19 protein-coding genes are annotated in these 22,446 nt (G+C 68.2%); 7 read left to right on the top strand and 12 right to left on the bottom strand.

Features of this window, described 5'->3' with window-relative positions:
- Positions 1 to 72: 72 nt before the first annotated feature.
- The 5 genes from ABZX92_RS07840 (at position 73) to ABZX92_RS07820 (ending at position 4,392) form a co-directional block, all read left to right on the top strand.
- Positions 73 to 507: a GNAT family N-acetyltransferase gene (locus ABZX92_RS07840; RefSeq protein WP_355555204.1), complete on the top strand. Its 435-nt coding sequence runs from the start codon at positions 73 to 75 to the stop codon at positions 505 to 507.
- 56 nt (positions 508 to 563) lie between these two features.
- Positions 564 to 1,766 (top strand): acetyl-CoA C-acetyltransferase, encoded by a 1,203-nt coding sequence (locus ABZX92_RS07835; RefSeq protein WP_355555202.1) that lies wholly within the window; start codon positions 564 to 566, stop codon positions 1,764 to 1,766.
- Between the two features lies 1 nt (position 1,767).
- The gene (locus tag ABZX92_RS07830; RefSeq protein WP_355555200.1) at positions 1,768 to 3,798 is read left to right on the top strand and encodes a 3-hydroxyacyl-CoA dehydrogenase NAD-binding domain-containing protein; all 2,031 of its coding nucleotides are present in this window, start codon (positions 1,768 to 1,770) and stop codon (positions 3,796 to 3,798) included.
- A 90-nt stretch (positions 3,799 to 3,888) separates the two neighbouring features.
- Complete coding sequence (locus ABZX92_RS07825) at positions 3,889 to 4,194, top strand: hypothetical protein (protein ID WP_355555199.1); 306 nt, start codon at positions 3,889 to 3,891, stop codon at positions 4,192 to 4,194.
- 60 nt (positions 4,195 to 4,254) lie between these two features.
- Positions 4,255 to 4,392: a hypothetical protein gene (locus tag ABZX92_RS07820; RefSeq protein WP_355555197.1), complete on the top strand. Its 138-nt coding sequence runs from the start codon at positions 4,255 to 4,257 to the stop codon at positions 4,390 to 4,392.
- A gap of 1 nt (position 4,393) precedes the next feature.
- On the opposite strand, the gene ABZX92_RS07815 is transcribed toward ABZX92_RS07820, so the two are convergent.
- Together ABZX92_RS07815 and ABZX92_RS07810 are read right to left on the bottom strand one after the other, a co-directional pair.
- Positions 4,394 to 5,344, bottom strand: a complete 951-nt coding sequence (locus tag ABZX92_RS07815; protein WP_355555196.1) for an AraC family transcriptional regulator — start codon at positions 5,342 to 5,344, stop codon at positions 4,394 to 4,396.
- Between the two features lie 215 nt (positions 5,345 to 5,559).
- Positions 5,560 to 6,084 (bottom strand): DM13 domain-containing protein, encoded by a 525-nt coding sequence (locus ABZX92_RS07810; RefSeq protein WP_355555195.1) that lies wholly within the window; start codon positions 6,082 to 6,084, stop codon positions 5,560 to 5,562.
- A 61-nt stretch (positions 6,085 to 6,145) separates the two neighbouring features.
- Here ABZX92_RS07810 and ABZX92_RS07805 point away from each other — a divergent pair, with 61 nt between their 5' ends.
- The gene (locus tag ABZX92_RS07805; RefSeq protein WP_355555193.1) at positions 6,146 to 6,496 is read left to right on the top strand and encodes a hypothetical protein; all 351 of its coding nucleotides are present in this window, start codon (positions 6,146 to 6,148) and stop codon (positions 6,494 to 6,496) included.
- A gap of 107 nt (positions 6,497 to 6,603) precedes the next feature.
- On the opposite strand, the gene ABZX92_RS07800 is transcribed toward ABZX92_RS07805, so the two are convergent.
- From ABZX92_RS07800 to ABZX92_RS07790, 3 genes are all read right to left on the bottom strand, one after another.
- Positions 6,604 to 6,885: a hypothetical protein gene (locus ABZX92_RS07800; RefSeq protein WP_355555191.1), complete on the bottom strand. Its 282-nt coding sequence runs from the start codon at positions 6,883 to 6,885 to the stop codon at positions 6,604 to 6,606.
- Between the two features lie 295 nt (positions 6,886 to 7,180).
- Positions 7,181 to 8,206: a LacI family DNA-binding transcriptional regulator gene (locus tag ABZX92_RS07795; protein WP_355555190.1), complete on the bottom strand. Its 1,026-nt coding sequence runs from the start codon at positions 8,204 to 8,206 to the stop codon at positions 7,181 to 7,183.
- Positions 8,207 to 8,284: 78 nt separating this feature from the next.
- Positions 8,285 to 9,307 carry a GNAT family N-acetyltransferase gene (locus tag ABZX92_RS07790; RefSeq protein ID WP_355555189.1) on the bottom strand — a complete coding sequence of 341 codons (1,023 nt, stop codon included), beginning with the start codon at positions 9,305 to 9,307 and terminating at the stop codon, positions 8,285 to 8,287.
- A 72-nt stretch (positions 9,308 to 9,379) separates the two neighbouring features.
- Here ABZX92_RS07790 and ABZX92_RS07785 point away from each other — a divergent pair, with 72 nt between their 5' ends.
- Complete coding sequence (locus ABZX92_RS07785) at positions 9,380 to 10,567, top strand: esterase-like activity of phytase family protein (RefSeq protein WP_355555187.1); 1,188 nt, start codon at positions 9,380 to 9,382, stop codon at positions 10,565 to 10,567.
- A 104-nt stretch (positions 10,568 to 10,671) separates the two neighbouring features.
- Here the strand turns inward: ABZX92_RS07785 and ABZX92_RS07780 are convergent, their stop codons facing one another.
- From ABZX92_RS07780 to ABZX92_RS07750, 7 genes are all read right to left on the bottom strand, one after another.
- A complete protein-coding gene (locus tag ABZX92_RS07780; RefSeq protein ID WP_355555185.1) occupies positions 10,672 to 12,078 on the bottom strand; it encodes a GH1 family beta-glucosidase in 1,407 nt (468 codons plus the stop codon).
- 19 nt (positions 12,079 to 12,097) lie between these two features.
- Positions 12,098 to 12,922: a carbohydrate ABC transporter permease gene (locus ABZX92_RS07775; protein ID WP_355555183.1), complete on the bottom strand. Its 825-nt coding sequence runs from the start codon at positions 12,920 to 12,922 to the stop codon at positions 12,098 to 12,100.
- A 7-nt stretch (positions 12,923 to 12,929) separates the two neighbouring features.
- Positions 12,930 to 13,796 carry a sugar ABC transporter permease gene (locus tag ABZX92_RS07770; protein WP_355555332.1) on the bottom strand — a complete coding sequence of 289 codons (867 nt, stop codon included), beginning with the start codon at positions 13,794 to 13,796 and terminating at the stop codon, positions 12,930 to 12,932.
- Positions 13,797 to 13,903: 107 nt separating this feature from the next.
- Positions 13,904 to 15,166 (bottom strand): extracellular solute-binding protein, encoded by a 1,263-nt coding sequence (locus tag ABZX92_RS07765; RefSeq protein WP_355555181.1) that lies wholly within the window; start codon positions 15,164 to 15,166, stop codon positions 13,904 to 13,906.
- Positions 15,167 to 15,722: 556 nt separating this feature from the next.
- On the bottom strand, positions 15,723 to 18,236 hold the full coding sequence (locus ABZX92_RS07760; RefSeq protein ID WP_355555179.1) for an FtsX-like permease family protein: 2,514 nt from the start codon (positions 18,234 to 18,236) through the stop codon (positions 15,723 to 15,725).
- 7 nt (positions 18,237 to 18,243) lie between these two features.
- Positions 18,244 to 18,996 (bottom strand): ABC transporter ATP-binding protein, encoded by a 753-nt coding sequence (locus ABZX92_RS07755; RefSeq protein ID WP_045312316.1) that lies wholly within the window; start codon positions 18,994 to 18,996, stop codon positions 18,244 to 18,246.
- Positions 18,997 to 19,115: 119 nt separating this feature from the next.
- The gene (locus ABZX92_RS07750) at positions 19,116 to 22,082 is read right to left on the bottom strand and encodes an AAA family ATPase (protein WP_355555177.1); all 2,967 of its coding nucleotides are present in this window, start codon (positions 22,080 to 22,082) and stop codon (positions 19,116 to 19,118) included.
- Positions 22,083 to 22,446: the final 364 nt, after the last annotated feature.

The raw sequence follows: 22,446 nt of genomic DNA, 5'->3' as shown, positions 1-22,446 counted from the left end.
ATGACCGGCGCGCCAGGCCGTCGCCCGAAAAAGTGAGCGAAATTCCCACCCTCGTCGTCCAGACTGCTCCGTATGCAGATCCACCAGGTCACGCCGGACGACTGGGAGCTCTGGCGGGAGGTCCGGCTGGAGGCGCTGGCCAGCGACCCCGGCGGGTTCGGGTCGACGTTCGCCCGCGAGGAGGCGTACACCGAGACCGACTGGCGCGGCACCTTGGAGAACGGCGTGCGGCTCGTCGCGCTCGATCCGGACCCCGCCGGCCTCGTCGGCGCGTTCGGCAAGCCGACCGGCCTGTACCTGTACTCGATGTGGGTGCGGTCCTCCCACCGCGGCCGCGGCATCGGGGAGGCGCTGGTCAGGGCCGTGCTGGCGTGGGCGGCCGAACACGGCTGGAAGCTCGTGCGGCTGCAGGTCTACGACGACAACCTGCCTGCGCGGCGACTCTACAAGCGGCTCGGGTTCGTGGACTCCGACGAGCCGGAGCACATGGAGTTCCGGGTGAGCTAATCGGTCACCCCGCACGGTCATGGCGAGCTTGAGAGGCCGGGCCTAGCGTGGGTGCCATGAGCGAAGCCTTGATCTTCGACGCGGTGCGCACGCCGCGCGGCAAGGGGAAGCGCGGGTCGCTGCACAGCGTCAAGCCCGTCGCGCTGGCCGCCGGGGTGCTGCGCGCGCTGTCCGAACGCAACTCCCTCGACACCTCCGCGGTGGACGACGTCGTGTTCGGCGTGGTGTCCCCGCTCGGCGAGCAGGGCGGGGACATCGCCCGCACCGCCGTGCTGGCCGCGGGCTGGGACCAGCGGCCGGCGGGTGTGCAGCTCAACCGCTTCTGCGCGTCCGGCCTGGAGTCGGTGAACCTCGCGGCCGCGAAGGTCGCGTCCGGGTTCGAGGACCTGGTGGTCGCGGGTGGCGTCGAGTCGATGTCGCGCGTGCCGATGGGGTCCGACGGCGGCGCGTGGGCGATCGACCCCGGCACGAACTTCGACCTGTCGTTCGTGCCGCAGGGCGTGTCGGCCGACCTGATCGCGACGCTGGAAGGCTTCTCGCGCACGGACGTCGACGCGTGGGCGGCCCGCTCGCACGCGCTCGCCTTCGAGGCGCAGAAGAACGGCTTCTTCGAGCGCTCGGTCGTGCCGGTCGTCGACCAGAACGGCACCGTGGTGCTCAAGGAGGACGAGACGATCCGGCCTGAGTCCACTGTGGAGTCCCTGGGCCGGTTGAAGCCCAGCTTCCAGTTCCACGGCGACCTCGGCTACGACACGGTGGCGATCGACCGCTACCCCACCGTCGAGCGCATCAACCACGTGCACACGCCGGGCAACTCGTCGCAGATCGTCGACGGCGCCGCGGCGATGCTGATCGGGTCTGCTTCGGCCGGACGGGCTTTGGGTCTGACGCCGCGTGCCCGGATCGTTTCCGTTGCCGTGGTGGGCACCGAGCCGACGATCATGCTGACCGGACCGGCGCCCTCCGCGCGCAAGGCGCTGGACAAGGCCGGGCTCTCGGTGGAGGACATCGACCTGTTCGAGGTCAACGAGGCGTTCTCGTCCGTGGTGCTGAAGTTCGTGCGGGACATGGGCATCTCCGAGGACAAGGTCAACGTCAACGGCGGCGCGATCGCTCTGGGCCACCCGCTCGGCGCGACCGGCTGCATGATCCTGAGCACGCTGCTGGACGAGCTGGAGCGCCGGGACCTGCGGCGCGGGCTGGCCACGTTGTGCGTGGGTGGCGGCATGGGCATCGCGACGATCATCGAGAGGGTCTGACATGCCGTTCCACTACGAGAAGGACTCCGACGGCATCGTCACCCTGACGATGGACATGTCCGGTTCCGCCAACGTCATGAACGACGAGTACCGGAACCTGATGGGCGATGCCGTCACCAAGCTCGAAGGCGACGAGATCACCGGTGTGATCATCACCTCCGCCAAGAAGACGTTCTTCGCGGGCGGCGACTTGAACGTGCTGATCGCGATCACGCCGGAGAACGCCTCGCAGGCGCTGGAAGGTGTTGAGGAGCTCAAGTCCCAGCTGCGCCGCCTGGAGAAACTCGGCAAGCCGGTCGTCGCCGCGATCAACGGTTCCGCGCTGGGTGGCGGGTTCGAGATCGCGCTGGCGTCGCACCGCCGGATCGTGGTGAACGACAACAGCATCCGCGTCGGCCTGCCAGAAGCCACGCTGGGCCTGCTGCCCGGTGGCGGTGGCGTGACGCGCATGGTGCGGCTGCTCGGCGTGCAGAAGGCGTTGCCGTTGCTCATGGAGGGCAAGCAGCTCCGTCCGGAACGCGCGCTGCAGGCCGGAATCGTGCACCAGGTCGTGGAGACGCGCGAGGAGCTGATCTCCGAGGCCCGCGCGTGGATCCTCGCCAACCCGGCACCGACGCAGCCGTGGGACGTGCCAGGTGCCGGTGTGCCGGACCTGAAGTTCGGTGACCCCAACAGTTATGGGCTGCTGGGTGCGGCGCCTGCCGTGCTGCGCAAGAAGTCGCACGGCGCGTACCCGGCGCCGGAGAAGATCATGGCGACGGCGGTCGAGGGTGCCTACGTCGACTTCGACACGGCGCTGAAGATCGAGGGCCGCTACTTCGTGGAACTGGCTTCAGGTCAGGTTTCCAAGAACATGATCACCGCGTTCTGGTTCAACCTCAACGAGGTCAACGGCCGCGCGTCGTCCTCCGGCAAGCGGGTGACCAAGCTCGGCGTGCTGGGCGCGGGCATGATGGGCGCTGGAATCGCCGAGGTGTCCGCGAAGGCCGGTATCGAGGTCGTCCTGAAGGACGTGACGCTCGAAGCGGCTCAGAAGGGCGCTGGGGGCCTGGAAGGCATCAAGGCGACCGACTCCGACGAGGATCTGGCCGGCTGCGACCTGATCATCGAGGCGGTGTTCGAGAACCGCGAGCTGAAGAACAAGGTTCTCGGTGCCGCGGAAGCACAGGCGCTGCCGGACGCGGTGATCGCGTCCAACACCTCGACGCTGCCGATCACCGGTCTCGCCACGGCGGTACCGGACGCCGAACGGTTCATCGGCCTGCACTTCTTCTCGCCGGTGCCGAAGATGCGGCTGGTCGAGATCATCCGCGGCGAGCAGACGTCCGCGGAGACCTTGCAGCGGGCACTGGACTACGTGCGGCAGATCGGCAAGACGCCCATCGTGGTCAACGACTCGCGCGGCTTCTACACCTCGCGGACGTTCGCGACGTACGTGATCGAGGCGATCACGATGCTGTCCGAGGGCGTGGCGCCGGCGTTGATCGAGAACGTCGCGAAGAAGGCCGGCATGGCGGTCGGCCCGCTGGCGGTGTCGGACGAGGTGACGCTGTCGTTGCAGCTGAAGATCCACGACCAGACGCTCGCCGATGACCCGTCGCTGGTGTCGGACAGTTCGGCCTACGACCTGATCCGCGAGATGGTCGGCTTGGGGCGCAGCGGAAAGTCCACCGGTGCTGGCTTCTACGAGTACCCGTCGGACGGCTCGAAGAAGTTCCTCTGGCCCGAGCTCACGACTCGGTACGTGAAGGCCGACGCGGGCGTGTCCGAGCAGGACGTGCGGGACCGGCTGCTGTTCGTGCAGTCGCTGGAAACCGTGCGGTGCCTGGACGAGGGCGTGCTGACGTCCGTGGCCGACGCGAACATCGGCTCGATCTTCGGGTTCGGGTTCGCGCCGTGGAGCGGTGGCACGCTGCAGTTCATCAACTCCTACGGCGTGCAGGCGTTCGTTGAGCGCGCGGACTACCTCGCGGACACCTACGGGGAGCGGTTCCGCCCGCCGGCCTCGCTGCGGGAGCGCGAACGTTTTTGAGGTTTTTGAGCATGGGGATGCTCATGCGGCCGTCCCAGTGGCGGCCGCATGATCCTTTCGTCGATCAACTTCGATGGAGGGGGACTCCTCGTGAGGAAAACACTCGCAACAATCGCGATCACCGGTATCGCGATGCTGGCCTTCGGTGGTGCGGCGCTGGCCGACCAGCCGGTGCCGGTGCCGCCGGTCAGCCCGCACCCGATCCCGGCGTTCACGCCGCAGCCGATTCCGGCGTTCACGCCGTTCCCGATCCCGGCGGCCGTACCGTTCCCGATCCCGGCGGCCGGCCCAACGCCGATTCCGGCCGGACAGCCCTCGCCGATCCCGGCGTTCGCGCTGAGCGACCCGATCCCGGTTCCTCCGGCCATTCCGCAGCCGCCGCGGGACGACCTCTGAGGTTTTGGCGAGGTTTTGGGGTGCTTGCGGCCGTCCTCAGGGCGGCCGCAAGCTCTGTGCATGAAGAAGATTTTCACCGCGATCGTGTCCGCTGCCGCCGCGATGCTGGCCCTGGCCGGCCCGGCCTCCATCGACACGCTCCTGCCCCAGACCGGCTCCGTCCAGGCGTCGGACGTCGGCGACGCCTGGGACTGGTGAGTCAGGCGCGGTAGGAACCGGGCGACGACCCGGTCCACCGCTTGAAAGCCCGGTGGAAGGCGCTCGCCTCGGAGAACCCGAGGCGCAGCGCCAGCTCCTCCACCGACTCCCCGCCCCGCACCAGCGAGGCCACCGCCTGGTCGCGCAGCAACTGCTCGCGCACCTCGCGGAACGACGTCCCCTCGGCAGCCAGCCGCCGTCGCAACGTCGGCGCCGACACCCCGAGCTGCGCCGCCACGGCCTCCAGCCCGGCCATCCCGCGCCCGAGCAGCCGCCGCACGTGCCCCGCCGTGTCGGCCCCGTGGTCCCGGCGCGACAACAGCTCCGCCGGCGAGTGGCGCAGGAACCTCCGCAACGCCGCCTCGTCCTGCACCACCGGCATGCGCAGGAACTTCGGGTCGAACGAGATGGCCGTGGCCCGCGCGTCGAACGTCAGCGGGCACCCGAAGATCAGGTGGTACTCGGCGGCGTGCACCGGCTCCGGGTAGGCGAACCCGGCTTCCTGCAGCGGAATGCGCCGCCCGATCAGCCACGACGAGAAGCGGTGCCACAGCACCAGCAGCGACTCCGTGAGGAAGTGGTCCGGGTCGCCGGGCACGTGCAGCTCGAAGCGTCCCGCGTTCAGCGACAGGTCGAGCGGCTCGTCGAACAGCGCGTAGAACGCGAGCCCCCGCCGCAGCGCCGACTCGAGATCCGGGCAGTGCACCGCCAGCAGGCACATCATCGCGAACGTGCCGCGCTTCGACGGCCGCGGCCCGAAACCCATGAACTCGTCGTCGAGCACTTCCCACAACGTCTGGATCAGCTTCGTGTACTGAGCGGGCGTGACCCGTGCCCGGTCGTCCGCGAGCAGGCTCGGCGGAATCCCGGCTCCCGCCATGACCTCGGCCGGCGACGGGCATGCGCGCAGTGCCGCGCGCACGTAGTGGATCGCCACGGTCCGGGTGTGCACGAACAACAGTAAAACGCCACCGGCGGTGACGCGGCTCCGGGGAGAGTTGGAGCCGCGTCACCGCCGGCGAGGGCCCACCCAGTGAGCCGTACTCCTCGCCAATGGGGCTTCCGCACGCCCATCGGCAAGGGACGATGTTGTGTCCTGTTGTTAACGCTATGTGGTCTAGACCAGGAAAGTCAATAGTGTGAACAGAGCAAGTCCCGGTTGATGTTTCAGACTTGTTCCAGCGGTGCCACCGCGAACCCAGCCGAGAAGCGCTGACACCAGATCACGACACTCCGAATGGCGGACACGTCCACCCCGGCGGGAATTTCATACACCTGGTCGCCACGATTTCCCTTCAACTTGCCAAGGCTCGTGAATCCCTCACCAAACGTTTTCTCCGGCGAGTCCGACGCGTGCGGCGAGAGATAAACGTGCAGGTCAGGCCCATCACTCGTGTCCAGCGCAGCGAACTGCACCGAGTACGCGTTGCCCGCCCGCTTGATAAGGCTCGCCTTACCGGTGGTCGCGTGCTCAAGCGAGCGCCACTCGCCTACCGCAACCTCCTTGGGCGATTCCGGCACCTGCGCCGCCGTCTGCGTCGCGGTCCGAGTTGGCGTCGAGGTGGGCACGAGCAGCGCTTCGTGCGTTTCGCGAACCGTCAGCAGCCGCCACGGCTGGAACAGGTACAACCCGACTCCGAGCGCAACAACCAGCACGACTGCGACAGGAACCAGAATTCGACGTTGCGGCATACCGAAAATACTGGCCCAAACCGGGCCGAAAAGAGCTTACGGAGTTGTTAGGGTCCTCCCCGTGGCGACGCAGGCGAGGATCGGCCAGGCCGTGCTCGGTGTCCTGATGGTCGGCTGCGCGCTGACGGGCCTCTTCCCCAAGCCCGTCCCCCTCCTCTTCGCCATCGCCGCAGTCGGCACCGCGAACGCCGCCTTCCCCTTGATGCGCACCTTCGGCTCCGCCCTCCTGGGCGGCGTGGCAGCGGCCTCCATTGCCCTCAGCTCGGTCCCGTTCGTCACCTGCTCCTCAGAACGCTTCACCGAGGTGTTCACCTGCACGGGTGACGCTCCAACGTGGCATCTGACCGGAACCGTGCTGGTGGCAGGCCTTTCCGGGGCCAGTCTGGTACTCGCCCGGATCACAGATCAGTGACAGCGATCACTCAACCGGGGCCATCAAGGAGCCGATAAGGCAAGCAGGCGAGCGTTCTCCTGCAACCGGCCCAGCCGGTACTGTGCCAGGAGCGTGATCGTCCGACTTCACCCCGTGAGCATCCAAAAGGGAGGGACTGCTGTGCGCGCACTGTGGGCCGCAGGTGGCTCCGCCGTGCTCGGGTCCGCGTTGCTAGGCGTTCTAGTGGGCATGGCGATCCACGGCGTGGCCGAAGAAGCCCCGCCGAACAGACCGCCGGCCTCCAGCTGGATCACCTCGACCCCGAACCCGTCATCCAGCTCGACCGAGACCTCAACCTCCGCGAGCGCCCCGTCGTCGAGCACCGACAGCTCGTCCCCGAGCACCCAAGCCACTCCGAAGAAGACCACCACCCCACCCCCAGCCGTGACGAACCCGGCCCCGCCGCCCCCAGCGGCCACCACCACCCCGCCCCAACAGCCTTCGGGTTGGCCGTGCAGCCCCCTGAACCCGCTGCCCCCACCCACCTGCAAGAACTTCGAAAACGGCCAGTAGCGGTAGTCAGGGCGCGCAGACGACCAACACCGCCTTGATCTTGATGCTCATGCGATGAACGGCGCTTTTGCCCACCCCAGGTGGACGAAAGCGCCGTTCATCGTGATCGACAAGCGGAGTTGTGAGAGCCGGCGGGACGGGCCCCGAGCGTCAGGCCGACTCGCGCCGCACCAGCACAGTGGGCAGCATCTGCTTCTTCGTCTTGACCGTCTCATCCCGAAGCAGCTTCATCAGATGCTCAACCATGTGCTTGACCTGCTCATCCGAATCCTGCCGCACCGAAGTCAACGGCGGAGCCGTGTGCTCGGCAATGGCCACGTGGTCGTCAAACCCGACCACGGCGACATCCTCAGGCACCCGCCGCCCAGCCTCGTGCAGCGTCTCCAACGCCCCGGCGGCCATCAAGTCGGAAGCCACGAACACAGCGTCCAAAGCCGGCATCTTCGCCAGCAACGCGGACATGGCCTTCCGCCCGCCCTCACGCGTGAACCCGCCGTCCTCGGTGAGCTTCGCGGCCCCCTTGTCGTCCAGCGACAGAGCAGCCTTGAACCCGTTCAACCGGTCAATGGCGGACAACTCGTCCAACGGCCCGGAAACGTGCACGATCTTCTTGCGCCCGAGCGACTTCAGGTGCTCGGTGGCCAGCACGGCACCACCCTCGTTGTCGTTGTCCACGAGGTGCATCCCCCGCAACGACCCCCAGGGCTTTCCGGCGTACACCACCGGCAACGGCAGCTTCTTCACGATCGAGACGAGCTCGTCGTTGCGGTGCGGCGCGAACACCAGCGCCCCGTCCACGTGCCCACCAGCGAGGAACCGATGCGCGCGCGCCTGATCGTCAGGCGAGTGCACCAGCATCAGCACCATCTGCACGTCGACGTCCGCGAGAGCACGCGCCCCGGCCCGGATCAGCCGGGCGAAGTGCGGGTCGTCGAAGATCTTGGGCTCCGGCTCGGAGAACACCACCGCGACCGCACCCGTGCGACGCGTGACCAACGCCCGAGCGGCGCGGTTCGGCTGGTAGCCCAGAGCCTGCACGGCGGCGTTGACAGCCTCCAGCGCTTCGGGGCTGACCCGCGGCGACGCGTTCAGCACTCGTGACGCCGTGGCGCGGCTGACCCCAGCCCTCGCGGCCACGTCCTCCAACGTCGGACGCGCGTGGTTGGACACGTGCACCACCACTCCTCGATGAAAACCTTTGAGCCGCCGGTCAGCTTAGCCGCAAGCGATCTCCGAGGAGGGTTTCCGCGCTGTTCATCGTGTTTTTTCAGCCATGGCCGTCGCAATTGGGGTCATAACCGCACGCCCGCGCGGCCCGATCGAGACCCTGAGCAGGCCGTCCTCCCGGCGTGTCGTGGCTGGTAGACCGGCACGAGCGGCCGTCCGCACGAGAGCGCTTTCCGACGGCAGGCACCACGCGACGAGCTCGCGGTACCCGGCGGCGCGGGCGTCGGAGGCCAGTGCGCCGAGCATCGCCGTGCCGACGCCTCGGTGCTGCCACGCGTCCTCGACCAGCAACGACACCTCCGCGCAGTCCGGTGTGCCGGTGAGGATGAGCTGACCGAGCGCCACGACCTGGTCCGCGCACTGGGCGACGATCGTGGTGCCGCGCGGCGGGCTGAGCAGGCGGTGCAGCCAGCGGCGGGGCACCGTGCGCATGCCTGAGTGGTAGCGGTTGAACAACGTCGTCATGGAACAGCGGGTGTGCAGCTCGGCGACCGCGTCCTCGTCCTCGGCCGTGCCGGGGCGCAGCACCAGTGCCACCCCGTCGTCGCTGAGCATTCCTCGCATCGCGGGTGCCGACGTGTCCAGGAGGTCGAGCAACGCCTGTGCTCGCGCGATCTCCACCTGGGTCAGCCGGCTCCAGCCGCGGCGCACCACCAGGTCGCCCAGCTGAACCTGACCCTCGCTCGCCTCGCCGTGGGTCACCGAATCGGCGCCCAGCACCTGGCGCAGCGCCTCGGCGGTCCTGTCCGGCTCGGACAGTGCCATCCTGGCGGCTCGCAGCACCGCGGTCGGTTCGTCCACCAGGTCCCGGAGATCGGCTCCGGTGATCCCGACGCACTTGCCGCCCTCGCTGCGCACCGCCTCCACCAGATCCGCGGGCAGCACGCCTTCTCCCGCCGTCACGACGATCTCGTCCAGCACTCCGCCGGGAACGGGGATCACGTGCAGCGCGAGCACGTTGCAGTCGGCCGCGGCCAGCCGGATGGTGACGCGGGCGAGCGCGCCGGGGCTGTCGCTGAGTTCGAAGCGCATGCGCCAGGTCGTCGTCATGCGTCAAGAGTTCACCGAGCTTGTTGCCTCGAGACGAACCACGGGTAAAACGAGCGACATAGGGTTCGCGGCATGAGGAGAACACTGGCTGTAGGCCTCACCCTGCTCACCGTCACCGCGCTGGCCACGCCCACCACCGCCGCACCTTCCGGGGCACCGCGCCGAGCAACGTTGACGAACTTCGCGTCACTGCCCGCAGAGACCTACCTGCCCGGCAGCGAGCCGAGTGGCGCCGCGCTGGGCACGGCCCCGATCAACGGCGTCACGCCGCCGTTCGCCGACCAGCCGATCCAGGGCTTCAGCGGCCTGGTCCGCAACAGCGACGGCACGTTCGACGTCATCTCCGACAACGGCTACGGCACCAAGGCCAACAGCGCGGACTGGCTGCTGCGCATCAACCGCATCGCGCCGAACTTCAAGACCAGCGCGGTCGACGTCGTCGGCGGCATCACGCTCACCGATCCGTCCGGTCACATCCCGTTCCCGCTGACCAGGCCGGATCGCGTGATCACCGGCGCGGACATCGACATCGAGTCGGTCACCAGGGGCTCCGACGGCACCTACTGGATGGGCGACGAGTTCGGCCCGTACCTGCTGCACTTCGACCGCGCCGGACGTCTCCTCGCCGCGCCGGTCCCGCTGCCCGGGGTGCGCGCTCCCGAGAACCCGGAGGGCAACCCGAACCTGCCCAGCAGCAAGGGCTTCGAGGGCATCACCCAGTCGCCGGACGGCAAGACGCTCGACGCGCTGCTGGAGGGCACGGTCGCCGGTGACGAGCCGGGCACGCTGCGGCTCAACGAGTTCGACATCGCGGTCAACTCCTTCACTGGCAAGAAGTGGCTCTACCAGCTGGACGACCCCGCCTACGCCATCGGTGACGCGATCGCGGTCGACAGCAACCGCCTGCTGATCATCGAGCGGGACGGCGGCCAGGGCGACGCCGCCAAGCACAAGAAGGTCTTCCTCGCCGACAAGCGCGACCGGAACAGGGACGGCAAGCTCGACAAGACGCTCGTCGCCGACCTGCTGAACCTCGCGAACCCGAAGCACGTCGGTGGCAACGCGGACCCGTTCCGGTTCCCGTTCGTCACGATCGAGGACGTCACGATCCTCGACGACCGCACGATCGCGATCCTCAACGACAACAACTTCCCGTCGTCGTCGGGCCGCACTCCGGGCAAGCCGGACAACAACGAGTTCATCACCATCAGGCTCGCGGACAACCTGCACGCCGACCCGAGGGTCCTGCGCAGGCACTGACCAGCCTCGAAACAAGAGAGCGCTCTCACCTGCGGCACAGCAGTATCCGCAGGTGAGAGCACCTAAGGCCCCCTCGGCCCGTCTTGTCCCAGCCGGCAGTCGAACTACACCGCGTAGCCGTGCGCGGGAAGCCCGTTCTGCCCGATGATCCGGGAGAGCGTGACCGCGCTTTCCTTGACCGTACGCCGCTGCGTCTCGAAGTCGACGTGCACGATCCCGAACCGCTGCGAGTACCCGGCGGCCCACTCGAAGTTGTCGAGCAGCGACCACGCCAGGTAGCCGCGGATGTCGGCGCCTTCGGAGATCGCCCGGTGCACCGCGCGCACGTGGTCCACCAGGTACTTCGTCCGCTCGACGTCGTACACGCGACCAGCGGGGTCCACGACGTCCGGGAACGCGGACCCGTTCTCCGTGACCACCAGCGGCACCCCGCCGGCGTCGCGGGAGAGCCGGACCAGCAGTTCCGTGAACGCGTCGGCGTTCTGCTCCCACCCGAACCCGGTCAGCTCGCCCTGCGGCGGCTGCAGCGCCACTCCGCGCAGGCCCGCGTGGGGCCCTGCGGGCACGAAGTCGGGATCGGCCGGCGCCACCCTGGTCGGGTTGTAGTAGTTGACACCGATCCAGTCGACCGGGGTCGCGATGGTCTCCATGTCCCCGTCGCGCACCACGTTCGTCCAGTCACCCAGCCAGGTGGTGTCTTGAAGGACGTCCAAGGGGTACCCGCGGCCGCAGATCGGGTCGAGCAGGATGCGGTTCTGCAGCCCGTCGACCTTCCGCACGGCCTCGGCGTCGTCGCCCCAGATGGTGCTGAAGTTGAGCACGATCGACAGCCGGTGCGACTCCGGTGCCTGCGCGCGCAACGCCTGGGTGGCGAGCCCGTGGGCCAGCAGCAGGTGGTGCGCCGCTTCGAGCGACGCCACCGCGTCCGTGATGCCCGGCGCGTGGATTCCGTTGCCGTAGCCCAGGAACGCCGACACCCACGGCTCGTTGAGCGTCGTCCACGCCTGCACCCGGTCGCCCAGCCGGTCGTGCACGAGGGCGGCGTAGTCGGCGAAGCGGTAGGCGGTGTCGCGGTTGCGCCAGCCGCCGAAGTCCTCCAGGACCTGCGGCAGGTCCCAGTGGTACAGCGTGACCAGCGGCTGGATGTCCTTCTCCAGCAACGAGTCCACCAGCCGGTCGTAGAACGCGAGCCCGCGCGTCTCCACGAACCCGCTGCCGCTGGGCTGGATCCGGGGCCACGCGATGGAGAACCGGTAGGAAGCCAGGCCCAGCGACTTCATCAAGTCCACATCGGACTCGTACCGGTGGTAGTGGTCGCAGGCCGGGTCACCCGTGTCACCGGCCAGCACCTTGCCGGGCGTCGCCGCGAACGTGTCCCAGATCGAGGCGCCACGACCGTCCACTGTGGTCGCGCCCTCGATCTGGAACGCCGCGGTCGCCGCGCCCCACAGGAAGTCCGGCGGGAAGGTCAGCACCTCCCGCCCGACCTCGACGTCCGAGTCGGTCGTCATTCACTCACCCCTAGCAACGTCATCCCTTCACCGCGCCCTGCATGATGCCGCCCACGATCTGGCGCGACAGCAGGACGAAGATCGCGATCACCGGCAGCACCGCGAGCGAGGCACCGGCGAGCATCAACGAGTAGTCGGTGTAGTACCCGCTGGCCAGCGCCGACAACGCGACCTGCACCGTCGGGCTGTCGTTGGGGTCCAGCACGATCAACGGCCAGAAGAAGTCGTTCCACGCCGTCATGAACGTGAACATGCCCAGCACCGCGGCTTGTGGCCGCACCGCGGGGAAGCCGACGTGCCAGAACGTCCGCAGCACCGAGCAGCCGTCGACGCGCGCCGCCTCGATCAGCTCGTACGGCACCGTCTCCTCGCACGCCTGGCGCATCCAGAACACCGCGAACGACCCGATCAGCGCCGGCACGATCACGGCCTGCAGCGTGCCGTACCAGTCGAGGTCGGACATCAGCATGTACAGCGGGATCACGCCGAGCTGCGTCGGGACCATCGCGGTGCCGAGCACGACGATGAACAGCGAGTCCCGCCCCTTGAACCGCAGCCGCGCGAACGCGAACCCGGCGAGCGTGCCCAGCACGACGTTCGAGATCGCCACGGTCGCCGCCACGATGAACGAGTTCTGCATGGCGAGCCAGAAGTCGACGGTGTCGAAGACGCGGCTGATGTTCTCGACCAGGTTCCCGCCCGGCACCAGCGGCGGCACCTTCTCGCCGAGGACCGAGTTGTCCTTCGACGCCACGATGAACGAGTAGTACAGCGGGAACACCGACGCCGCGAGCACGGCGACGAGGAACCCGTACAGCAGAGGGCCTGCCTTGGCGTTCTTCATCTCCCGATCACCCCTTGCCCGCGATGCGCCGCGTCAGCGTGAAGTTGACGAGGGCGACGAGCAGGACGACCACGAACAGCATCCATGCGACAGTGGCCGCGTACCCGGCGTCGAACAACCGGAAGCCCTTCTCGTACATGTACATCACCAGCGTCTGGAACTGCCGGTCGGAGCCGCCACTGGAGTTGTTGGCGGCGAACCCGGGATCGAACAGCGCGGGTTCGGCGAACAGCTGCAGACCGCCGATCGTCGACGTCACCACGGTGAACAGGATCGTCGGCCGGATCGACGGCACGGTGATCGACCAGAACATCCGCCAGCGCGACGCACCGTCCAAAGTGGCCGACTCGTACATGTCCTTCGGCACCGACTGCATGGCCGCCAGGTACAACAGCGAGTTGTAGCCCGTCCACCGCCACATGACCATTGTGGACACCGCGAGGTGCGAGGCCCACGTCTCGGCACGCCAGTCGATCGGGTCGATGCCGACGAACCCGAGCAGGAAGTTGACGATGCCGAAGTCGCGGCCGAAGAACTGCGCGAACACCAGCGCCACCGCGGCGACCGAGATGACGTTGGGCAGCAGCACACCCGCGCGCCAGAACGCGCTACCCCTGAGCCCGCGATCGAGCAGCGCCGCGAGCCCCAGCGCGGCCAGCAGCTGCGGCACGGTCGAGAGCACGAACAGGCTGAGCGTGTTGAACAGCGCGTTCCAGAACTTGGCGTCGCCGAAGAGCTCGACGTAGTTGGCGAGACCGACGAATCCCTGGTTGCCGTCGATCAGCTGCCAGTCGTGCAGCGACACCCACGCCGTGTACACCAGCGGGTAGAGCCCGAAGATCCCGAACACCAGGAAGAACGGCGCGATGATCAGGTACGGCGTGTACCTGGCGTCCCAGTTGCTGAACCGGAAGCGCTTCGGTTCTTCAGAAGAAGGAACCGAGGCGGCCGGAGCCGCCTCGGTCTTCGTGCTGACCGCCGTCACTTGACGGCGTCCTGCGCTTCCTTCAACGCCTGCGTCCATGCGTCCGCGGTGGGCTGTTTGCCCTGCTCGACCCGCTGCAGCGCGCTGTTGAAGATGGGCGTGACCTTCGAGTCCTTCGTGCCGCGGTAGGTCGGCTTCAGCGACTCGGCGGAGTTGCCGAAGATCTGCCCGACCGGCGCCTTGTTGAAGTACTCGTTGACCGTGGCCGTCACCTCGGAGTCCTTGTAGACCTTCGGCTGGCTCGGCAGGTTGCCGGTCTCCTTGAAGATCCGTTTCTGCTGCTCCGGGGAGGTCAGCCACTTGGCCAGTTCGTAGGCTTCCTTGGGGTGCTTGCCCTGCTTCGGGATCGCGAGGAACGAGCCACCCCAGTTGCCACCGCCACCGGGCGCCGTCGTGACGTCCCACTTGCCGGCCGCACCGTCACCGGCACCCGCCTTGATGAGCGCCATCGCCCAGGCCGGGCACGTCGTGGTGGCGAACGAACCCTGCTTCAGCGCCACGTTCCAGTCCTGGCTGAACGGTTCGAGGGCACCGGTCTGCTGCTTGGTGCCGAGCGCCGCCGCCGTGTCGAACGCCGTCTTGACCGCGGGGTTCTTGTCCGCGAAGTAGCTGTCGTCCTTCTTGAAGTAACCCTCCTCGGTCTGGTCGAGGATGGCCTTGTAGACGTTGCGGCCGGTGTCGACGAACTTCACGTTCGGCGTCTTGGCCGTGAACTGGTCGGCCGTCTTGGCGTAGTCAGCCCACGTCGGCCACAGCTTCGCGACGGCCTCGCGGTCCGTCGGCAGCCCGGCCGCCTCGAACAGGTCGCGCCGGTAGCAGAGGCCCAGGCTGCCCATGTCCGTGCCCAGCCCCAGCACGAACTCACCGTTGTCCGCGGTGCCCTGGTTCCACTTCCAGCCGGCCCACTGGTCCTTGAGGTCCTTGGCGCCGTAGTCCGCGAGGTTCACGAACTTGTCCTTGGACGCCCGGAACTGGGAGACCACGCCTTCTTCCAGCGCCACGATGTCCGCCGCCCCACGACCACCCGCGAGCTGCGTCGCGAGCTGCGTGTTGTGCTGCTCCATCTTGACCTTGCGCTGCTCGATCTTGATGTTCGGGTGCGCGGCCTGGTACTCCTCGATCAGTTTGTCGTACCCGAAGTCGGAGAACAGGCCCAGCGACAGCTCAACCTTGCCGTCAGCCCCGGAACTCCCGCCGCATCCAGCGGCCAGAACCATCACGAGGGTCGCAGCGACGCTGCCGACCAGCCTTCTGCTCATCCGTCCTCCTCGACGACGCCGTGACCGGCGCTCAACCTTGATGAGAGCGCTCTCACACTCAACCGGAGAGGCGCGGGTGTCAAGCGGTCGACATCGTTCCGTAACTTTGTAGGGGTAGGCAACAAAAACCTGTACCGGAACGCCGAGCGTGTCCATTCGGGTGGTACGCGGGGCCCCCGCGTACGCCAGAAGAGTACGAAAGGTCCCCGCGTACTCATCGGAAACACGAAAGAGGGACGACCGGGCCCTCGCTCCGGTCGTCCCTCACCCCAGGTAGAGGGGGTTGCTGGCCGAAAGTGACGCGCGCTCCGGAAGTTTTTTCGCGAACTTCCGGTTGAACCCTCCCTGAACGGGTACGCGGGGGGCCCCGCGTGCGCCAGAAGGGAACGCGGGGCCCCCGCGTTCCCTTCAACAATTCCGGGATGTGGAAGTGCAGTGGAGGCCCGGTGCCCGACAGCACCGGACCTCCACCGATCCCCCGAGCGCGCGGCCCCTGTTCCGCCCGCTCGAACCCGCCTGACCCAGGCCCCCGACAGCCGGAGCCAGGCGGGGTGTCCTACGCCTCGGCCATCCCCGCGACCACGGAGTTGCGAGCCGCCCGGCGAGCAGGCAGCGCGGCCGCGATCACCGCCGCGATCACCGCCAGGCCGAGCATGATCCCGATCTGGCCGAACGGGATGGAGAAGCTGATCTGGAACTCCGAGTTGGAGATCGCCTCGACCAGCAGCCACCCGAACCCGGCTCCGAGCACGACACCCACGACCGCGCCGATCAGCGCCATCAGGATCGACTCGACCACCAGCATCTGCCGCAGCTGGCCCCGCGTGAGGCCGAGGGCCCGCAGCAGCGCCGACTCGCGGGTCCGCTCCAGCACCGACAGCGTCAGCGTGTTCGCGATGCCGAACAGGGCGATGATCAGCGCCAGGCCGACGAGGGCCCAGATGAACAACAGCACCTGGTCGATCTGACCGTTCAGCTCCGCCTTGGTCTCGGCGGCGGTGTTCAGCACCGCCACCGGCGAGGTCGCGACGACCCGCTCCAGGTCTGCCCGCGCCACCGCGATGTCGGTGCCGGGGGCGAGCTTGACCAGCAGCTTCTCGTAGCCCTTCGGGGCTTCCTTGAGGATCGACTCCGCCGACTTCAGCGTGACGATGCCGGTGCCGTAGCTGTTGTCCTTGATCAGGGCGACGACCTTGAAGTCCTTGCCGCTGATCGGGACGACGGAGCCGACCGCGACGCCCGCTTCCTTGGCGTCCTTCTCCCGCATGGCGAGCTCGTTGTCCTTGAGACCGGTCAGCGTGCCGCTGGCGACCTCGGGGCGCACCAGGGAACCGATCGCGTCGGCCGGGTAGCCGACGACGGCGGCGTACTGGAGTTTGGGCGACTCGCCGTACGAACGGAGCTCAGGCGCGACCTTGGCAACGTTGCGCACCTTGGCGATCTCGTCGGCGAACTTCGCCGTCAGCGGCTGGCTGTAGACGTTCGAGCTGACCTCGTAGTCGGCCGGGAACCGTTTGTCGACCTGCTGGTTCATCGTCTCGCGGCCACTGCCGGCCACGACGGTCACCATCGCGACGATGGTCACGCCGATCATCAGCGCCGCCGTGGTCGCGGCCGTGCGCTTGGGGTTGCGGCCGGCGTTGGCCGAGGCCAGCTTGGCCGGGACACCCCGCAGCGCCGTGCCGAACAGGCGGTTCACCAGCGGCACGTACAAAGGCCCGACGAGCAGCACCGCGAGCAGCAACACCATCGTGGCGCCGCCGGTGATGAACAGCGCGGGTTCTTCCTTCTCCTGCTGCAGTCCGAAGTAGACACCGGCGCCACCGATCAGCGCGATCAGGGTGGCGACGATGATCCGGACCTTGCCGGTGCGGGCGACGTCGTCGTGGCTGTCCGGCTGCGAGCGAAGAGCCGCCACGGGGGCGACCTTCGTGGCGCGACGGGCCGGCAGCACGGCTGACAGCACGGTCACGACCACTCCGACGCCGAAGCCGGCCGCGATGGTCACCCACGAGATCGGCAGGCGGATCGGGGAGTCCTCGCCGCCGGGGCCGCCCACCGTGCTGATGAAGGCCTGCAGGCCCGCCGAGACACCGAGGCCCCCGAGAATGCCCAGCACGGACGCCGCAAGACCCATGAAAAGCGCTTCTGCGAGCACACTGCGGAAGACCTGGCTGCGGTCCGCGCCGACGCAGCGCAGCAGCGCGAGCTCCTTGGTGCGCTGGGCGACGAGGATCGTGAAGGTGTTGTAGATGACCATGCCGGCGACGATGAGCGAGATGGCAGCGAACGCGAGGAGAAACGTCTTGATCTCGCTCGCGGCGTCACCGACCTGCGCCAGCGTCTCCTGGGTCAGCTGCTCACCGGTCTGCACCTGGTAGCCGGAACCGACGACGGTCTTGATCTTGTCCACCAGCTGCTGCTGGGACACGCCCGGAGCGGCGACGGCGACGATCTCGTAGATCCGCTGGTCGGGGATCACCGTGCGCAGACCCTCCGGCGAGACGATCACGTGATCGCTGCCGGACATCGAGATGCTGCTCGCGCCCTGCTGGTAGGTGCCGACGATCGTGAACGAGTGCTCGGCGTTGTCCCTGTCGAGCAGCTTGAGCTTGTCTCCCACCTTGAGCTTCGCGACCTGCGCCGTCTTGACGTCGATCGCGGCCTCGTCGGCCTTGGCGGGGAACTTGCCGTCCTTGAGGTTGAAGTCGCGCAGCTTCTCCGTGGTCGGCAACGGCTGCACCAGAGCGTTGCGCGCCTTGCCGTCACCGCCCAGCAGGGCCGCGCTGCCGAACTCGCGTGAGTCGGCGCCCGCGACACCCTGCGTGGACCGGATCTTCTGCAGGAGGTCGGCGGGGATGCCGTTCTCCTGCCGGTTGTTCTCGTCCAGGTGCACCGCGGCGTCGACGTTGCGAGCACTGCGGGCGAAGTTGTCCCTGGTCTGCTCGCCGACCGCGTCGCCGAGCACCAGGGTGCCCGTCACGAACGCGACGCCGAGCGCGATGGCGATGCTGGACAGCACCAGCCTCGCCGTGCGGGCGCGCAGGCCCGCAAGGATCGTCTTCAGCATCTTTGACTCACGCCCCCAAATGCGTGAGAGCGTTGACGACGGACTCGGTGGTGGGCTGGTGGATCTCGCCCGCGAGCCGGCCGTCGGCGAGCAGCACCACGCGGTCCGCGTAGCTCGCGGCCACCGGGTCGTGCGTCACCATGATCACGGTCTGGCCCAGCTTGCGGACCGACATGCGCAGGAAGTCGAGCACCTCGGCACCGCTGCGGGAGTCCAGGTTGCCGGTCGGCTCGTCGGCGAAGATGACCTCGGGACGGGCGACCAGGGCACGGGCACAGGCCACGCGCTGCTGCTGGCCACCGGACAGCTCGGTCGGACGGTGGTGCAGGCGGTCGCGCAGGCCGAGCACGTTGACGATCGTGTCGAACCACTGCTGGTCGGGCTTGCGGCCGGCGAGCTCGAGCCCGAGCAGGATGTTCTGCTGGGCGGTCAGCGTCGGCAGCAGGTTGAAGGCCTGGAACACGAAGCCGACGCGGTCGCGGCGCAGCTTGGTCAGGTCCTTGTCGTTCAGCTTGGTGATCTCGGTCTGTCCGATGTGGATCGAGCCACCGTCCACCGTGTCCAGTCCCGCGAGGCAGTGCATCAGCGTGGACTTGCCGGAGCCGGACGGGCCCATGATCGCGGTGAACCGGCCGGCCTCGAACGCGACGTTGATGCCGTCGAGCGCCCGCACCGCGGTGTCACCCTTGCCGTAGACCTTCACCAGGTTGTGGGCCGCCGCGGCGGTCCGGGTGCCGACCTCGGACACCAGTGCAGACATGTCTCGTGCCTTCCTCACAGGGGATGTTCCTTGATGAGGAAGAAGCTATGAGTTCCCTGAGTGCGCGGACATCAACTCCGCGACGCGTTGCACATCAGCCTGAGGTATGACAACCGGCGCTATTCCAGCAGACCCCGGTCGTACGCGATGGCCACCGCTTCCGCCCGCCGGGACGCCCCCAGCTTGGCCATGATCCGGGAGAGGTGCACGGAAACGGTCTTCTCGCTGATGTACAACTCCTCTCCGACCTCGCGGTTCGTCCGTCCGGCGGCGACCAGCGCGAGCACGTCGCGTTCGCGAGGGGTGAAGAGGTCGACGTGCTCCCGTGCTGGTTCGTCGGCCCTCAGGGTGATGCGAGCCCTCTTGGCGCACGCCGCCACCGCCTCCAGCAGAGGAATGGCCTTGAGCCTGGTGGCCACCTCGTCGGCCTGCCGCAGCTGTTCGGCGGCTTCTTCCCGGCGATCCGCGCCCAGCAACGCCTCCGCCAGCCGCCACCGGCACAGCGCCTGCTCGAACACGACCCCGTACGCGAACTCGTCGACGGCCTGTTGCCAGAGCGCGGGGTCTCCCGAGCCGCCCAGCCGGGACTCCTCGGCGAGCGCACGGGCCAGCCAGGCACGTCCTTCCGGGCCGAGGACGCCGGCCCGGGGCTTGCCGTTCTCCGCGGTCAAACGAACGTGCTCGGCGAGCTTGTGGCCTTCTTCGACCGCGTTCTTCTCAGCTTCGGCGTCGCGCTTGCGGCGTGCCTTCGCGGCGATCTCCGCGTGTGCCGCGATGCCGATCGCGCCGATCCTGATGCCCGCGAGCATCCACGGCCCGCCGAGCTTGTGCGCCCACGCCAGCGCGTCCGTGACGCGTTCGACCGCCAGTTCCGGACGGCCTCGCCACAGCGCGAGCTCCGCGCCGGTACCGCCGTTGATCAGGGCGATCTGGATGTCGCGGTGCCAGTCGCTGCGCAGCTTCGTGATCATCCGCTCGGACTCGGCCAGGTCGCCGCGCGAGACCGTGAGGTGCGTGCTCGCCGACGCCAGCCGCGCCAGGACGGTCGACGACACGGACATGCCGGGCGGTTCGCTCGCCCACGCCGCGTAGTCCCAGTCGCCGATGTAGTAGTGCACGAGCACCTGCAGGATGCGGATCTCCAGCCCGAACACGCTCCACGTCAGGCCGGTCTCCTTGGCCCGGTCGCCCGCCTCGTTGAAGACCCGCGCGGCCTCGGCCAGTTCGCCCTGGTCGTAGTGCATCAGGCCGTAGTAGTACCAAGCCCTCAGCTCGCTGTTGAACGCGCCGACCTCGCGCGAGGCCTTGATCGCGCGCTCGAAGCTGACCTTGGCCTTGTCGTGCCGTTCCGCGTGGTCGTCGAGGATCGCGAGGGTGCCGAGCGCATCCGCGACCGCACCCGGCGCGTTGGCCGCCTGCCCGTCCGCGATGGCCAGCTCGGCCGTTTCCCGGGCGGCGTCGTCGTCGCGTTGCTGACGCAGGGACGACGCCTTGCCGGCCAGCACACGGGCACGGGTAGGGCTCGGGTCGCGGTCGACCACGAGGTCGAACGCCTTGCCGAGGACCTGGAAGTGCTCCACCTCGTTGCCGTCGAGGATCGCGAGCGCGTAGGACAGCCTCAGCCAGATCTCGGCGGCCTCCTCCGGCGTCTGCGCGGAGCTGATCGCCTTGGTGGCGCTGCGGGCGAAGGCGACCGCGCGCTCGGGCTGCCCTGCCGTGCCCGCCACCCAGGAGGCTCGCCGCAACAGCACCGATTCATCCACATCGGACGGACGGTCGCTCTCGGCGACGGCGTTCCACAGGTTGAGGGCCTTTTCCAGGTACCGCAACGACTCCGCGGGCGCACCGGCGCGTTCGGCTTCCTTCGAAGCCTGGATCGAGGCCTTCAACGCCTGCGGCAGGTCGTGGCTCTCGAAGGCGTGGTGGGCCAGCGCGGCCGGGGAACCGCGCTCGTCCAGCCGCTGGGCCAGGTGCCGGGCGTAGGCCGCGTGCAGCCGCACCCGTTCGCCGGGCAGCAGGTCGCCGTAGACGGCCTCCCGGACGAGGGCGTGGCGGAACGAGTAGACCTCGTCGTCGTTCACGACCAGCAGGTGGTGCTGGACCAGCTCGCGCAACGCCGTGTCGAACGCGAGGTCCGCCATGCCCGTGACCTCGTGCAGCCGGTAGTGCCGCACCCGGCGCCCCCACACAGAGGCCACGCGGACCACGTGCTGAGCTTCGGGGCTGAGGAGTTCCACCCGGCTCAGCAGCACGTCCGCGAGCGCCGACGGGAGCGTCCGGTCGTCGCAGGTGGCGACCGCGATGAGTTCTTCCGCGAAGAACGCGTTGCCCTCGGAGCGTTCAGCCACCTGCTGGATGACGTCTTCCGGGAGATCGTCGCTCAGGGCGTCCACGAACCTGCGGGCATCCGCGGCGTTGAACGGCGTGAGGTCCAGGCGGTCGACGGCGGGCAGCCGGACCAGCTCGGACAGCAAGGGGCGCAACGGATGGCTGCGGTGCAGGTCGTCCGCGCGGTAGGTGCAGACGATGAGGATCCGCTGGGAACGCAAGCGGGACAACAGGAACGACAGCAGGTACCGCGTGGACGCGTCCGCCCAGTGCAGGTCCTCCACGACGAACAGCACGCGCTGACGCTCGGAGAGGTCGGTCAGCAGGCCCAGCACGGCGTCGAACAGCTGGAGCTGACCGACGTCCTGCTCGGGCCTGCGCCCCGGGACGAGGCTGGGGGCGATCATGCCCTCGGTACCGGGCTCGCGTTCGGCCGGAAGTGCCAGCTGGGGCAGCAGCATCGCGAGCGCGGGCCGGTTCGCGACGTCTTTGAGGGTGCTGAGGGCTTCCGCGAACGGCAGGTAGGGCAGACCGGTCTCGCCGGCGTCGAGACACCGTCCCATGAGGACGATCGTGTCGTCGGCGCCGGCGGCCAGCTCGTCCATCAGCCTGGTCTTGCCCACGCCGGCGTCACCGGCCAGGAGAACCGCTCCTGCTTTGCCCTCACCTGCCTGTGCCAGAGCGGCGCGCAACCGGGTCAGCTCGCGGTCGCGCGCGACCAGCGGAATTCCAGAACCCAGGCGCGCCACAAGTGGCATGCTCGCACACGTCATGCGGCAGTGCCGCTGTGTTTCCCAGAGGTGCGGTGGATCACTCGGCTGATCCACGACGGCGTGCGACCGTGTGAGCGCTGCCAGTTGCACCGTGCGTTCGAGTGGCGGTAGTCGATCTCTGCCTTGATCGCCTCAGGCGTCCATTCGGTCATGGCACCAGGTTGGTCCTGAGGCCTCACCTCAGGCATCAGGCGATCACGCAGTTCTCCACGACGAACCCCTTACCCTCGGCTGTCAGGGCGTCCGCAAGTACTACCAGCTCGGAGTTGGTAGTACTTCGCACGTGGCTGGCTCCCGGCCGGGCCGCTTCGGGGTATCGTAAAGAAGGTTTCCTTTTTGTGAGGTCACC

The organism is Lentzea sp. NPDC006480, from assembly GCF_040611995.1.
Lineage (GTDB): Bacteria > Actinomycetota > Actinomycetes > Mycobacteriales > Pseudonocardiaceae > Lentzea.
The sequence above is the reverse complement of the archived record's forward strand: the minus strand, read 5'-3'. Positions and strand labels throughout refer to the sequence as shown.

Excerpts from the sequence above, each read along its gene's own strand:
- ABZX92_RS07840 (WP_355555204.1), top strand. The coding sequence starts at position 73 with ATGCAGATCCACCAGGTCACGCCGGACGACTGGGAGCTCTGGCGGGAG.
- ABZX92_RS07835 (WP_355555202.1), top strand. The coding sequence starts at position 564 with ATGAGCGAAGCCTTGATCTTCGACGCGGTGCGCACGCCGCGCGGCAAG.
- ABZX92_RS07830 (WP_355555200.1), top strand. The coding sequence starts at position 1,768 with ATGCCGTTCCACTACGAGAAGGACTCCGACGGCATCGTCACCCTGACG.
- ABZX92_RS07820 (WP_355555197.1), top strand. The coding sequence starts at position 4,255 with ATGAAGAAGATTTTCACCGCGATCGTGTCCGCTGCCGCCGCGATGCTG.
- ABZX92_RS07810 (WP_355555195.1), bottom strand. The coding sequence starts at position 6,084 with ATGCCGCAACGTCGAATTCTGGTTCCTGTCGCAGTCGTGCTGGTTGTT.
- ABZX92_RS07790 (WP_355555189.1), bottom strand. The coding sequence starts at position 9,307 with ATGACGACGACCTGGCGCATGCGCTTCGAACTCAGCGACAGCCCCGGC.
- ABZX92_RS07785 (WP_355555187.1), top strand. The coding sequence starts at position 9,380 with ATGAGGAGAACACTGGCTGTAGGCCTCACCCTGCTCACCGTCACCGCG.
- ABZX92_RS07780 (WP_355555185.1), bottom strand. The coding sequence starts at position 12,078 with ATGACGACCGACTCGGACGTCGAGGTCGGGCGGGAGGTGCTGACCTTC.
- ABZX92_RS07775 (WP_355555183.1), bottom strand. The coding sequence starts at position 12,922 with ATGAAGAACGCCAAGGCAGGCCCTCTGCTGTACGGGTTCCTCGTCGCC.
- ABZX92_RS07765 (WP_355555181.1), bottom strand. The coding sequence starts at position 15,166 with ATGAGCAGAAGGCTGGTCGGCAGCGTCGCTGCGACCCTCGTGATGGTT.
- ABZX92_RS07760 (WP_355555179.1), bottom strand. The coding sequence starts at position 18,236 with ATGCTGAAGACGATCCTTGCGGGCCTGCGCGCCCGCACGGCGAGGCTG.
- ABZX92_RS07755 (WP_045312316.1), bottom strand. The coding sequence starts at position 18,996 with ATGTCTGCACTGGTGTCCGAGGTCGGCACCCGGACCGCCGCGGCGGCC.
- ABZX92_RS07750 (WP_355555177.1), bottom strand. The coding sequence starts at position 22,082 with ATGCCACTTGTGGCGCGCCTGGGTTCTGGAATTCCGCTGGTCGCGCGC.